Here is a 12873-nt window from a genome sequence, read left to right on the forward strand (position 1 = left end):
CATCGCAATCGTTGGTCGTCGTCAGCGCCAGCGGCGCCAGGCGCATCGCATGCCGATGTTAGAATCAAACCCAGATTGTCCATTAGACCATCCTGTCAGCGGATGGGCGTGAGCAAGCCTTGCCATCCTGGACTGCGCGGGCGCGCATCATCTGTGGGCGGGCCCTTCGTGCCCGCGCTCCTCGCCAATAGTCACGGCTATTGACTCGTCGCGCGGACGCAAATCGCCTCGCCCTCGCCTCGCACCCTAATGGACAATCTGGGTTCAATGATTCTACCTTGCGCTGGAAGGGATTGCGTGGAGCGGAGCGAAGCGATCGAAGACTGGCTGGCCGGACATTTCACCGGGCGGCGCTTCGCGCTCGCCCCGGCCTCGGCCGACGCCAGTTTCCGCCGCTATTTTCGCGTCACCCTGGACGATGGCGCCACGTACATCGTCATGGATGCGCCGCCCGCGCATGAGGACGTGCGTCCGTGGCTCGATGTGCAACGGCTGTTTCGCGCTGCCGGCGCGCATGTACCCGAAGTACTGGCAAAGGATCTGGCACAAGGCTTTCTGCTCATCTCTGATCTCGGTTCGACCACCTATCTCGCTGCATTGGCGGCAGGCGCCGATGCCGATTCCCTCTACCGTGCCGCGCTCGAGACGCTGATCGACATCCAGCGCGCGAGCCGTCCCGGCGCGTTGCCGGCCTATGACCGCACGCTGCTCAAACGCGAGCTCGACCTGTTTCCTGAATGGTATGTCGCACGGCATCTCGCCGTCGAGCTCGATTCTGCCGAGCGGAACATGCTCGCAGCGGTGTTCGAGAAAATCCTCGCCGTCAATCTCGCCGAGCCTTGCGTATTCGTGCATCGCGATTATCACTCGCGCAATCTGATGGTCACAGGCAGCGCGCCCGGGGTGATCGATTTCCAGGATGCCGTCTTTGGGCCGATCAGCTACGACCTCGTTTCGCTCTTCAAGGACGCCTATGTCGACTGGCCCGAGGAGCAGACCCTCGACTGGCTGGCGCGCTACTGGGAAAAGGCCAAGCGCGCGGGCTTGCCGGTGCGCGCCGACTTCGGCGAATTCTTCCGCGACTACGAGTGGATGGGCGTGCAGCGGCATCTCAAGGTGCTCGGCATCTTCGCGCGCCTTTACCACCGCGATGGCAAGGACGGCTACCTCAAGGACATGCCGCGGGTCGCCCGCTATCTGCGTAGCACCTGCGAACGTTACGGCGAGCTGGCACCCTTGTTGCGCCTGATCGACAAACTGGAAAACCGACAATCTCAAGTGGCCTATACATTCTGATGAAAGCAATGATTCTTGCCGCCGGCCGCGGCGAACGCATGCGGCCGCTCACCGACCGAACGCCGAAACCCTTGCTGCCGGTGGCCGGCAAGCCGCTGATCGTCTGGCATCTCGAACGCCTGGCGCGCGCCGGCTTTCGGGAGATCATCATCAACCATGCCCATCTCGGCGACGAGATCGAGGCCTTGCTCGGCGATGGCGATGCCTGGAATGTGACGATCCATTACTCCGCCGAGCCCGCGGGCGCACTGGAGACGGCGGGCGGCATCGCCAATGCGCTGCCGCTTTTAGGCCATGAGCCGTTTCTCGTCGTCAATGGCGACATCTTCTGCGATTGGGATTTCGCCCGTGCCCGAGACGCGCTCACCGCCGACATGCTCGCTCATCTCGTGCTGGTCGACAATCCGCCCCACCATCCGCACGGCGATTTCAGCCTGCTGGAGGGCTGCAAAGTCGGCGCTGCCGGGACGGCACAGCGCCTCACCTTCGCTGGCATCGGCATCTACCGTCCGCAACTGTTTGCCGACATCGTGCGCGGCACGGCAGCACCGCTCGCGCCCTTGCTGAGAGACGCGGTCGCCGCCGGACAAGTGAGCGGTGAATACCACCGCGGCCGCTGGGTCGATGTCGGCACACCCGAGCGCCTGACTCAACTGGACATCGACCTGCGGCATGCGTGCTAGCATTTTTCCGATGGATCTCCTTCCCTTCCGCAACCGTCGTCAACGCCTACTCGACCGCATGACGGCTTCCGGCGGTGGCGTGGCGGTGATCCCCACCGCCGCCGAGCACATCCGCAACCGCGACACGCATTTCCCGTTTCGCGCCGACAGCTACTTCCACTACCTGACCGGCTTTCCCGAGCCCGAGGCCGTCCTCGTGCTGGTGGCAGGCAATACCCCCCAGACGCTCCTGTTCTGCCGCGAAAAGGATGCCCAGAAGGAAATCTGGGACGGCTTCCGCTACGGCCCGGCAGCAGCGCGCGAAATCTTCGGTTTCGATGCCGCCCACCCGATTGCCGAGTTCGACGCAAAACTCCCCGACCTCTTGGCCGACCAGCCAGCGCTGTGGTATTCGCTCGGCTTCGAGGCCGATTGGGATGCCCGCATCGTCAAGGCGATGAACGCGGTGCGGGCGCAAACGCGTGCCGGCAAGCGCGCGCCGAGCGTCACGCATGATGTGCGCGCCGTGCTCGACGCGATGCGCCTCATCAAGGATGAGCACGAGATCGCGCTGCTGCGCCGCGCGGCGCAAATCGCCGCCAGCGCCCACCGTCGCGCGATGCGCGCCACTGCGCCGGGCAAATACGAATACGAGATCGAGGCCGAGTTCCTGCACGAGTTTCGCCGCCAAGGTTGTCAGGCGCCGGCCTATCCGCCGATCGTCGCCAGCGGCGCGAACGCTTGCATCCTGCACTATGTCGCCAACGACCAGCCGCTCGAGGATGGCAGGCTCCTTTTGATCGACGCCGGCTGCGAATTCGCCGGCTATGCCAGCGACATCACGCGCACTTTTCCGGTCAGTGGCCGCTTCACCGGCCCGCAGGCCGACCTCTATGAGCTGGTGCTCGACGCCCAGACCGCGGCGATCACGGCGGTCGAACCCGGGGCAAGTTTTCTCGCCCCGCACGAGGCGGCGCTGCGCGTGCTGGTTCAAGGCATGATCGACCTCAAATTGCTCGTCGGTAGCCGGGATGGCCTCATCGAGTCGGAAGCCTACAAGCGCTTCTACATGCACCGCACCAGCCATTGGCTGGGACTGGACGTGCATGATGCCGGCGAATACCGCCAGAACGATGCCTGGACGACACTCCAAGCGGGAATGACGCTCACCGTCGAGCCGGGCCTGTATGTGCGCGCCGCCGACGATGTGCCAGCGGCCTTTCACGATATCGGCATCCGCATCGAGGACGACGTGCTGGTCACGACGAATGGCCGTGAAGTTCTCTCACGCGATGCGCCGAAGACCATCGCCGAGATCGAGGCGGAGATGAAACGATGAACGCACCTGTCTTGATCATCGGCGGGGGACCTGCCGGCATGGCGCTCGCGCTCGCCCTCTGGCGCAATGGCGTGATGAGCCGCATCGTCGATATCCGTCCGCGCGGCGCGGCGAAGCTCGATGCCCGCATCCTCGCCCTCTCGCATGGTGCGCGGCTGATTCTCGAAGCGCTGGGGGTATGGCAGGACATCCCACACACGCCGATCGAGACCATCCACGTCTCGCATGCCGGCGGCTTGGGCCGCACGCTCATCAGCGCCGATGAGGAGGGCGTGCCGGCGCTGGGCTATGTGCTCTCTGCCGGTGCGCTGGCCACTGCGCTCGATGCGGCGATCAGCCGCGTCGGCATCGACTATGCCGAAAAAACGCCGGCGCCGGCCACCACGGATGCCTTGCTCACCGTCCATGCCGAGGGCCGCATCGACGATGGCGCCGATCTCGTCGTGCGCGACTACGGTCAGCATGCGGTGATTTGTCTCGCCAAGGGCGTGGCATCGCATGGTCACATCGCCTGGGAACGGTTCACCCCGGAAGGCCCGGTCGCGCTGTTGCCTTTCAACCCAGATCGTCCATTAGGGCGCGAGGCGATTCCGAGGCGAGGGCGAGGCGATTTGCGTCCGCGTGACGAGTCAATAGCCGTGACTATTGGCGAGGAACGCGGGCGCGAAGGGCCCGCCCGCAGACCGGAAACGCCCGCGCAGTCCAGGATGACAAGGTTTGCTCACGCTCATCCGCTGACAGGACGGTCTAATGGACAATCTGGGTTCAACGACGGTTACGCCGTCGTGCTGACCTGTCCGGCCGCCGACAGCGAGCGTATCGCGGCGCTGGGTGATGCCGACTTCCTGGCGCTATTGCAGATGCGTTTCGGCTCACGGCTGGCACTCGCCGGTGTCGGCCCACGCCAGGTCTATCCGCTCGGCTTGCGCATGCGCCGGCAGGTGATTGCCGAACGCGCCGTCTGGATCGGCAATGCGGCGCAGACGCTGCACCCGGTCGCCGGCCAGGGCTTCAATCTCGCGCTGCGCGACATCGCGGAGCTTGCCGACACTTTGCGTGACGCCGCGGATCCCGGCGATCCAGAGCTACTCTCCCGTTATGCCCGCGGCCGCCGGCTCGACCGCCTGGCCACCGCGACATTCACCGGCACTCTGGTGCGGCTCTTCTCGAACGATTTTGGCCCACTCAAGCACCTGCGCGGCGCGGGGCTCTTGGCGCTCGATCTGTGCCCCCCCGCCCGCTCCTTCCTGGCCCGACGCATGATGTTCGGCGCAAGAGGATGGTAGGCGTTAGAATTCGCCCCTCCCCATCCCTGCCTGCTGCTACGTCTGACCATGAACTACCTCGGCTTTACGCTGCGCAACAATCTGTTCGTCGCGCCGATGGCCGGGGTGACGGACCGCCCGTTCCGGCAGTTGTGCAAGCGGCTCGGCGCGGGCTTGGCGGTCTCCGAGATGGTGACCTCGAACTCGCTGCTCTATGGCAGTGCCAAGACGCGCCGGCGTGCGGATCACGCAGGCGAAGTCGAGCCGATCGTCGTGCAGATCGCCGGCGCCGATCCGGACATGCTCGCCGCCGCGGCGCGTTACAACGTCGAGCGCGGCGCACAGATCATCGACATCAACATGGGCTGCCCGGCCAAGAAGGTCTGCAACGTGATGGCCGGCTCGGCGCTGATGCAGAACGAACCCCTGGTGGCGCGGATTCTCGAGGCCGTCGTCAAGGCGGTGCCGGGGGTGCCGGTGACGCTCAAGATCCGCACCGGCTGGAACCGCGAGAACAAGAACGCACCGACCATTGCACGGATCGCTGAAGAATGCGGTGTGCGGGCGATCGCCATCCACGGCCGCACGCGGGCAGACCAGTATCAGGGCCAGGCCGAATATGACACCATCGCGCTGGTCAAGACGCTGGTGAACATCCCGGTGATCGCCAACGGCGACATCGACACCCCCGAAAAAGCCAGGTTCGTGCTCGACTACACGCAGGCCGACGGCGTGATGATCGGCCGCGCGGCCCAGGGTCGTCCCTGGCTATTCCGCGAGATCGAGCATTACTTGAAGACCGGTGCCGTCCTGCCAGCGCCGACTTGCCATGAAATCCACACCATCCTGCGCGAACACCTCACCGACCTCTACGCCTTCTATGGCGAGGAGACCGGCATCAAGATCGCCCGCAAGCACATCGGCTGGTATACCAAGGGCATCGCGGGGGCAGCGCGTTTCCGGCACATGATGAACCAGCTCGACAACGTCACGGCGCAACTGGCCGCCGCCGACGAATTCTTCCTCGGCCAGCGGGCCGGCAATCAGCCGATTTACGCGGAGGCGGCATGAGCAACGACCTAGCCGACTGCGTGCGTCGCAGTCTCAATCGCTATTTCCGCGATCTCGACGGCGAGACGCCGCATGCCATCTACGACATGGTGATCGGTTGCGTCGAAAAGCCGATGCTCGAAGTGGTGCTGAAACAGGCACGGGGCAATCAGACCGTCGCGGCGGAAATGCTCGGCATCAGCCGCAGCACGCTGAGAAGGAAGCTCGCCCAATACCAGCTGGATCAATCGTCTTGAGGGAAATTCCATGAAAGTCAAGCAAGCACTCATCAGCGTATCCGACAAGCATGGCGTGGTCGATTTCGCGCGCGAACTCGCCGCCTTGGGCATAAAGCTCCTCTCGACGGGTGGCACGGCGAAGCTTCTGCGCGAGGCAGGCCTTGCCGTCACCGACATCGCCGACTACACCGGCTTTCCGGAAATGCTCGACGGCCGCGTGAAAACCCTGCACCCGAAGGTGCATGCCGGCATCCTCGCCATTCGCGGCAACGCGGCGCACGAGGCGACCTTGCAACAGCACGGCATCCCGACCATCGACCTCATCGTCGTCAATCTCTATCCATTCGAGCAGACCGTCGCCAGGAAAGATTGCACGCTTTTCGAGGCGATCGAGAACATCGACATCGGCGGCCCGACCATGGTGCGCGCCGCGGCGAAGAATCACGGCGACGAGAACGGCGGTTGCGCGGTCGTCGTCGAACCGGCCGACTATCCAGCCATCCTCGCGGAGCTGAAGGCCAACGGCGGCAAGATCTGCGCTGCGACACGTTTTGCGCTGGCCAAAAAAGCCTTCGTGCATACCGCGCGCTATGATGCCGCCATCGCCAACTGGCTCACCCGCCTCGATGCGAACAATCAACCCACCGCTTTCCCGGAACGTCTGCAACTGGCCTTCGACAAGGTCGCCACTCTGCGCTACGGCGAGAACCCGCATCAGGCCGCCGCTTTTTATCGCGAACCGCAAACCGTGCCGGGCAGCATCGCCTCTTACCAGCAGCTGCAGGGCAAGGAGCTTTCCTATAACAACATCGCCGATGCCGATGCCGCCTGGGAATGCGTGAAAGCCTTCGACAGCACGGCCTGCGTGATCGTCAAGCATGCCAATCCCTGCGGCGTGGCGCTCGGCAAGACGGCCGAGGAAGCCTATCGCCGTGCCTTCAAGACCGACCCGGTCTCGGCCTTCGGCGGCATCATCGCCTTCAACTGTCCGATCGACCAGGCGGCCGCCGAGGCGATCTCCGGCCAGTTCGCCGAGGTGATCATCGCGCCGGAAATCACCCCTCAGGCACGCGCGGTCTTCGTCGCCAAACAGAATCTGCGCGTGCTGATCGTGCCGCTGGGCAAAACTCCCGGCCAGCTCGATTTCAAGCGCGTCGGCGGGGGGCTGTTGGTGCAAACGGCAGACGAAGCACGTATCACCGCGGCCGATCTCAAGGTGGTCACCAAGCGCGTGCCGACGGAAGTCGAGATGCGCGATTTGCTGTTCGCCTGGCGGGTCGCCAAGTACGTCAAGTCCAACGCGATCGTCTATTGCAAGGACGAGATGACGGTCGGTGTCGGCGCAGGACAAATGAGCCGCGTCGATTCGGCGCGCATCGCCGCGATCAAGGCCGAGAACAACGGCCTCACCGTCAAGGGCGCGGTGGTGGCCTCCGACGCCTTCTTCCCGTTCCGCGACGGCCTCGACGTGCTCGCCCAGGCGGGCGCCACCGCGGTGATCCAGCCCGGCGGCTCGGTGCGTGATGCCGAGGTGATCGCCGCCGCCGACGAGCAGAACGTGGCGATGGTATTCACGGGTTATCGTCATTTCAGGCATTGAGATCATGAAACTCCTCGTCATCGGTTCCGGCGGCCGCGAGCATGCACTGGCCTGGCGGCTGGCGCAGTCCGACAAGGTGCAGAAGGTCTATGTTGCGCCGGGCAACGCTGGCACCGCGCATGAGGACGGACTGGAAAACCTGCCGCTCACGGCGATTGCCGACCTCGTCAGCTTCGCGCGGGAAAATTCCATCCATGCCACCGTCGTCGGTCCCGAAGCGCCGCTGGCCGCTGGGCTAGTCGATGCCTTCCGCGCCGCGGGCTTACGCATCTTCGGCCCGACCCAGGCGGCCGCACGGCTGGAAAGCTCGAAGGATTTCGCCAAGCAGTTCATGACCCGCCACGGCATCCCGACGGCGAAATTCCAGACCTTCAGCGATGCTGCCGCGGCACATGCCTATGTCGATCGGGCAGGCGCACCGATCGTCGTCAAGGCCGATGGTCTGGCCGCCGGCAAGGGGGTGGTGGTGGCAATGAATCTCGCCGAGGCCCACCGCGCCATCGATGCGATGCTCGCCGGCAACCAGCTCGGTGAGGCCGGCCATCGTGTCGTCATCGAGGAATTCCTCGACGGCGAGGAGGCGAGCTTCATCGTCATGGCCGATGGCCATCACGCGCTGCCACTGGCGACCAGCCAGGATCACAAGCGTCTCAAGGACCACGACGAAGGCCCCAATACCGGCGGCATGGGCGCTTACTCGCCCGCGCCGGTCGTCACCCCCGAGGTGCATGCCCGCGCGATGCGCGAAGTGATCCTGCCTACCCTACGCGGCATGGAGCAGGAGGGTCTTCTTTACACCGGCTTCCTCTACGCCGGTCTGATGATCCGGCCGGACGGCACGATTCGTGTGCTCGAATTCAACTGCCGCATGGGCGATCCGGAAACCCAGCCGATCATGCTGCGCCTGAAGAGCGATTTTGCCGACCTGGTGGATGCCGCGATCGACGGCAGGCTCGATCAGGTCGAGGCCGAATGGGACCGCCGCGTGGCGCTCGGCGTCGTGCTCGCCGCGGCGGGCTATCCCGACCAGCCGAAAAAGGGCGACATCATCTCGGGGTTGCCGCGCCAGCTGCCGGATGCCCATGTGTTCCATGCCGGCACTGCGGAAAAGGACGGGCACATCGTCACCGCCGGCGGCCGGGTACTGTGCGTCACGGCGCTGGGCGAGACGGTGAAACTCGCGCACAAGCGCGCCTATGAGATCGCAGACGGCATCCGTTTCGAAGGCATGCAGTTCCGCCGCGACATAGGATTTCGCGCCCTCAAGCGCTAGCCGGCCATCGTCCCTCGAGACGCTGATGGACATCGTCGCCGTGCGCAACTACTTCACCGATCTTCAGGCGCGCATCGTCACCGCGTTGGCGGCGTTCGACGGCCGTCCGTTCCGGCGCGATGGCTGGACACGGCAAGAGGGCGGGGGGGGCATCTCGATGCTGATCGAGGAAGGCGATTTCTTCGAGCGCGGCGGTGTCAATTTTTCCCACGTCACCGGAAAAACCCTGCCCGCTTCCGCGACCGCGCATCGTCCCGAGCTCGCCGGCCGCCGCTGGGAAGCGCTGGGGGTGTCGTTGGTGCTGCATCCGCGTAACCCCTACTGCCCGACCGCCCACATGAACGTGCGCTGCTTCGTCGCGACGCAAGACGACGCAGCGCCCATTTGGTGGTTCGGCGGCGGCATGGATCTCACGCCTTATTACGGCTTTGCAGAAGACTGTGTCCATTTCCATCGCAGCTGCAAGGCCGCGCTCGATCCGTTCGGCGACGGAGTGCATGCGCGTTACAAGCAATGGTGCGACGACTATTTCTTTCTCAAGCACCGCAACGAGCCGCGCGGCATCGGCGGCATCTTCTTCGACGATCTGAACGAAGGCGGATTCGAGCGTTGCTTCGCGCTCACCCGCAGCGTCGGCGATAGTTTCCTCGCTGCCTATCTGCCGATCTGTGAGCGGCGCCGCGCATTGCCCTACACCGAGCGGGAGCGCGATTTCCAGCTCTACCGCCGCGGCCGCTATGTCGAATTCAATCTGGTCTGGGATCGCGGCACGCTCTTTGGCCTGCAATCGGGCGGGCGCAGTGAGGCGATCCTGATGTCGCTGCCGCCCGTCGTCAAATGGCGCTACGACTGGCGCCCAGAGCCCGGCTCGGCCGAGGAAAGGCTCTATACCGAGTTCTTGCCGCCGCGCGACTGGCTGGCGGCCTCCTGACAGTCTGCCGCGGCACGATAGTGTCGATTGGCCTCATCCACCCGTTCCAGGCGATCGAACAGGCGCGCGAGCTCCAGATGCGCCTCGCAGCTAGGCTGCACGGCGAGCGCGGCCTCCAGATAGCTTTGCGCCTTGCCCCACAGCTCATGCCTGACACATAGACGGCCTAGCGCCAGGAGCAAGTCGGCATCCCGCGGGTGCGCGGCGAGCCACTTCTCGCATTTGGCGATGCGGCCGAGGACATCTCCCCCTGGGCAGGCGGCATAGTCTCTGATCAACGCCGGTTCCCAGGTCTCGTCGAGGAATTCTTCGACGAGCTCGGCGCATTCGGCGCAGGCACCAGCGGCCGCCAAGAGGCGGCTCGCCTTGACGGCCAGCTCTTGATCGCGCCGTTCATCGGCTGTCATGCTGCGCCAGTGGCGCAGCAGTTGCGCCGGATCGTCTGCACATGCCTCGATCAGGCGACGCTGAGCCGCCAAGCGCAACGAGCGCGCCTGCTCGGGGGAGAGCGCATGGTGCTTTTCCAGCAGGCGCAAGATGCGCAGCACCTCCGCCCAGTTGCCTTCCTCCTGCGCCAGGCGCAAGGCGAGGCGTTGTACCGAAATCTGCCGCCGCTCCTTGGCAGTGAGCCGTTCGAGCGCCTGATGGGCGGCAGAGAAATCCCGACCATCCAGGGCGATGGAGAGCTCGGCCATCAGCCGGGCCGTACGCCAGCCTGTTCCATCGAGGGCTTCCGCCTGTGTCTGCCAGCGGACGATGCGCGCCGGATCGCGCAACGCATGCGCGGCCTTCAGGGCCACCAGCGCAACGAGGCCGGCTGTTGCCGCCTCACCGCGCTCCGCTGCCGGGCCAGGTGCACCGACTTTGCCGGGGGCGAATTCCTCGGCGAGCTTCAGCACCTGGCTGTAGCGGCCTTCCCAAAACAGCCGCAGCATGTCACTCGCCGTCCGTTCCCGGCGGGCACGGGCGCGCCGCGCCCGGTAGGCGGCGACGATCCCGGGCAGACGCAGCGTATTGACGATCAGGCGCAGCAGCAGATAGACCACCAGCAGCGCGGCAAGCTGCAGCAGGACGAACAGATTGAGCGAGAGCTCGACGCGCCAGGGTGGCAACACCCAGAGCACATAGCCGTCGGTCAGGCGGCCGAGCAGCGCGACGCCGATCGCCAGCGCCGCCAGAGTCAGGAACCAGAACAGCGTGCGCATCGTCGGGTCATTTCGCCGTGCCGCGCTCGCGACCCAGCTTGAAATTGCGCAGCGCGGCGAGCGTCTCGTTGATATCCGCCGGCGCCCTCATCACGTCGAGCTTCTCCAGTCCGCGTAGCGTAGCGAGTGCTTCCTGCACGGCCGGGGCGCGCGTATCGAAATATCGATCGAGCCAGGCGGCGGCTTGCTGCAGGTCATTGCGGAAGCCATGCGCGTTGCGCGCGAGCAGCGCCAGACGGGCCGACAGCAGGCGCAGCCGCAGGTTCTCGCGCAGGAAGAACGCCTCACGTGGCGCCAGCAGCCCGGGATCGGGGGTGTCGATGCGCTCGATGCGCACCAGCTGGCGCAGTTCGTGCCAGACATCACTCAGCCACGCCGACAGCATGCCCTGCCAGCCGGGTGCGGCGGCAGGCAGCGCTGGCGTACTGCCTGCCGCAGCGTGTCCCGCCTTGGCGGCAGGCGCCGGGCGACGCTCGAAAGCGAGTGGCAGGCTCGGCACCGCATTGATCAGACCGTCGAGCTTGAGCGCGATACCGGTGACATCGGCGCTGGGCAGCGCCTTCAAGCGCTCGATGTCGCGGTTGATCAGTTTGCGCAGCGGAGCAAACTGCGGCTGGGCGCTTTGCGCCAGGCGCGCCTCGGCGCCCGAGAGGGCGATCAGCGCCGCCTCGACGTTGCCGGCGAGCTGCAGCTGTTGTTGAGCGATGCTCACTGCCTGCTCGACTTCCGCCAGCAGCCGGTCTTCGCGACTCTTCGACAGTTCCTGATAGATCGCCGCGAGCGCGATCTGCTGGCTCTGCATCTCGGCGAGCTGCGCTTCGAGGGCGCCGACCTTGGCTTGCAGTGCGTCGAGCGTCTCGCGGTTGCCCCGGGCGCTGGCGAGGACCTCGCCCAGCCGCGTATCGCTCTCGGCCAGCCGCCGCGCCAGCTCTGCGCGCGTCGCCTCGACGCGCTGCTCGACTCGCCAGGCGAACCATGCGGTCGCCAAGAGGCCGAACAGGGCCATGAGCGCCATCCACAGCGCCCACGGCAGGGGTCTGCCCACCTTCTGCTGCGCTCGTCGTTCCGTCTGCCGTTCGGCGGGCGGGGGGGAGGTGAGAGCGGGGGTCTCGGTCTGATCGTTCATGAGCGTGAATAATAGTCGGTCAAACCGGCGAGCAATCCCGCGTCGGCGGGACCAGTCAGAATGACATGAGAGAGACCGAGCGCACGCGCCTGCTCGGCGATGCGGGCATGGGGCACGAAAGTCGGCGTCTTTTTCAGCCAGCTCTGACCGAGCTTGCCGATCATCTCCCACAGATTGCGCAGCCCTTCGCTGCTGGTCACGGTGATCGCGTCGAGCCGTCCTTCCTGCCACAGACGCAAGAGCGGCGCCGGGTCGAGCGCGGGTTTGACGCGGCGGTAACAGGTGACGTAATCGACCGTGGCGCCACGGGCCTTCAAGCCGTCGCCAAACAGATCGCGCCCGCCATCCCCCCGGAAGATGACCACGCGTTTGCCCGCGACAGCGGCGAATTCGGGCAGCGCCAGCAATGCCTCGGAATCGAAGCGCTCCTGCGGCGCGACGACGTTCGTGATGCCATGCGCCGCCAGCGCCTGTTCGCTGCTCTTACCGACGGTGGCGACACGCACCCCGGCAGGCCAGGCACGTTCGGCGAGGATCACGGCGAGCGCCTTGTCGACCGCGTTGGGACTGACGAACACCGCCCAGTCGTAACCGTCGAGGCGGATCGCCGCGTCGAGGATCGGGGTCGGATCGTCGATCTCCTCGATCGCCAGCACCGGGAACAGCACCGGATGGGCGCCGAGCGCGCTAAGCATCTCGGCCAGATGCGCCGCCTGGCCGGCCGGGCGCGTGACGACGATGTGCCGTCCTGCCAGCGCGGACTTTTGCCCGCCCCCCTTCGCCCCCCTCCTGGGGGGTTCCTGCTTGCTCGCTACGCTCGATATCACGGGCGTCTCCATATAACTATCGAAGCGGCTTGCGGCTTCGCCGCGTGCCGCGTTTGCTTG

General features: G+C 65.5%; 12 protein-coding genes. 9 read left to right on the forward strand and 3 right to left on the reverse strand.

The annotated features are described in order from the left end of the window. Window positions 1-297: 297 nt before the first annotated feature. Genes EL335_RS10600 through hemF form a run of 9 tightly spaced genes read left to right on the forward strand, consistent with a single transcriptional unit; the run spans window position 298 to window position 9655 of the window. Window positions 298-1296, forward strand: coding sequence for an aminoglycoside phosphotransferase family protein (locus EL335_RS10600; RefSeq protein WP_126446735.1), 999 nt, complete (start codon window positions 298-300; stop codon window positions 1294-1296). Further along, window positions 1296-1979, forward strand: a complete 684-nt coding sequence (gene murU, locus EL335_RS10605; protein WP_126446737.1) for an N-acetylmuramate alpha-1-phosphate uridylyltransferase MurU — start codon at window positions 1296-1298, stop codon at window positions 1977-1979. The genes EL335_RS10600 and murU overlap by 1 nt, the downstream gene beginning before the upstream one ends. A 10-nt stretch (window positions 1980-1989) precedes the next feature. Then, a complete protein-coding gene (locus tag EL335_RS10610) occupies window positions 1990-3297 on the forward strand; it encodes an aminopeptidase P N-terminal domain-containing protein (protein WP_126446740.1) in 1308 nt (435 codons plus the stop codon). Next, the gene (locus EL335_RS10615) at window positions 3294-4583 is read left to right on the forward strand and encodes an FAD-dependent monooxygenase (RefSeq protein WP_126446742.1); all 1290 of its coding nucleotides are present in this window, start codon (window positions 3294-3296) and stop codon (window positions 4581-4583) included. Before EL335_RS10610 ends, EL335_RS10615 begins: the two co-directional genes overlap by 4 nt. 48 nt (window positions 4584-4631) lie before the next feature. Continuing rightward, on the forward strand, window positions 4632-5633 hold the full coding sequence (gene dusB, locus EL335_RS10620) for a tRNA dihydrouridine synthase DusB (protein ID WP_126446744.1): 1002 nt from the start codon (window positions 4632-4634) through the stop codon (window positions 5631-5633). Continuing rightward, on the forward strand, window positions 5630-5869 hold the full coding sequence (locus EL335_RS10625) for a helix-turn-helix domain-containing protein (RefSeq protein ID WP_126446746.1): 240 nt from the start codon (window positions 5630-5632) through the stop codon (window positions 5867-5869). Before dusB ends, EL335_RS10625 begins: the two co-directional genes overlap by 4 nt. A 10-nt stretch (window positions 5870-5879) precedes the next feature. After that, window positions 5880-7451 (forward strand): bifunctional phosphoribosylaminoimidazolecarboxamide formyltransferase/IMP cyclohydrolase, encoded by a 1572-nt coding sequence (gene purH, locus EL335_RS10630; RefSeq protein ID WP_126446748.1) that lies wholly within the window; start codon window positions 5880-5882, stop codon window positions 7449-7451. Between the two features lie 4 nt (window positions 7452-7455). Next, window positions 7456-8724 carry a phosphoribosylamine--glycine ligase gene (gene purD, locus EL335_RS10635; RefSeq protein ID WP_126446750.1) on the forward strand — a complete coding sequence of 423 codons (1269 nt, stop codon included), beginning with the start codon at window positions 7456-7458 and terminating at the stop codon, window positions 8722-8724. A gap of 25 nt (window positions 8725-8749) precedes the next feature. Next, entirely contained in the window at window positions 8750-9655 is a 906-nt protein-coding gene (gene hemF / locus EL335_RS10640; RefSeq protein WP_126446752.1) for an oxygen-dependent coproporphyrinogen oxidase, read from the forward strand. On the opposite strand, the gene EL335_RS10645 is transcribed toward hemF, so the two are convergent. From EL335_RS10645 to EL335_RS10655, 3 genes are read right to left on the reverse strand one after another with little or no spacing between them, the layout of a single operon-like run. Then, window positions 9610-10860 (reverse strand): heme biosynthesis HemY N-terminal domain-containing protein, encoded by a 1251-nt coding sequence (locus EL335_RS10645; RefSeq protein WP_126446754.1) that lies wholly within the window; start codon window positions 10858-10860, stop codon window positions 9610-9612. The two genes, hemF and EL335_RS10645, sit on opposite strands and share 46 nt — an antisense overlap. Before the next feature lie 7 nt (window positions 10861-10867). Continuing rightward, window positions 10868-11986: a uroporphyrinogen-III C-methyltransferase gene (locus EL335_RS10650; RefSeq protein ID WP_126446756.1), complete on the reverse strand. Its 1119-nt coding sequence runs from the start codon at window positions 11984-11986 to the stop codon at window positions 10868-10870. Beyond that, complete coding sequence (locus EL335_RS10655) at window positions 11983-12825, reverse strand: uroporphyrinogen-III synthase (protein WP_126446758.1); 843 nt, start codon at window positions 12823-12825, stop codon at window positions 11983-11985. Before EL335_RS10655 ends, EL335_RS10650 begins: the two co-directional genes overlap by 4 nt. Window positions 12826-12873 lie beyond the last annotated feature (48 nt).

It is taken from the genome of Sulfuricystis multivorans, assembly GCF_003966565.1.
Classification (GTDB): Bacteria; Pseudomonadota; Gammaproteobacteria; order Burkholderiales; family Rhodocyclaceae; genus Sulfuricystis; species Sulfuricystis multivorans.

Bases quoted from the DNA above. Each gene is read 5' to 3' on its own strand.
- murU (WP_126446737.1), top strand. From the start codon at position 1,296: ATGAAAGCAATGATTCTTGCCGCCGGCCGCGGCGAACGCATGCGGCCG.
- EL335_RS10610 (WP_126446740.1), top strand. From the start codon at position 1,990: ATGGATCTCCTTCCCTTCCGCAACCGTCGTCAACGCCTACTCGACCGC.
- EL335_RS10615 (WP_126446742.1), top strand. From the start codon at position 3,294: ATGAACGCACCTGTCTTGATCATCGGCGGGGGACCTGCCGGCATGGCG.
- dusB (WP_126446744.1), top strand. From the start codon at position 4,632: ATGAACTACCTCGGCTTTACGCTGCGCAACAATCTGTTCGTCGCGCCG.
- EL335_RS10625 (WP_126446746.1), top strand. From the start codon at position 5,630: ATGAGCAACGACCTAGCCGACTGCGTGCGTCGCAGTCTCAATCGCTAT.
- purH (WP_126446748.1), top strand. From the start codon at position 5,880: ATGAAAGTCAAGCAAGCACTCATCAGCGTATCCGACAAGCATGGCGTG.
- purD (WP_126446750.1), top strand. From the start codon at position 7,456: ATGAAACTCCTCGTCATCGGTTCCGGCGGCCGCGAGCATGCACTGGCC.
- hemF (WP_126446752.1), top strand. From the start codon at position 8,750: ATGGACATCGTCGCCGTGCGCAACTACTTCACCGATCTTCAGGCGCGC.
- EL335_RS10645 (WP_126446754.1), bottom strand. From the start codon at position 10,860: ATGCGCACGCTGTTCTGGTTCCTGACTCTGGCGGCGCTGGCGATCGGC.
- EL335_RS10650 (WP_126446756.1), bottom strand. From the start codon at position 11,986: ATGAACGATCAGACCGAGACCCCCGCTCTCACCTCCCCCCCGCCCGCC.
- EL335_RS10655 (WP_126446758.1), bottom strand. From the start codon at position 12,825: ATGGAGACGCCCGTGATATCGAGCGTAGCGAGCAAGCAGGAACCCCCC.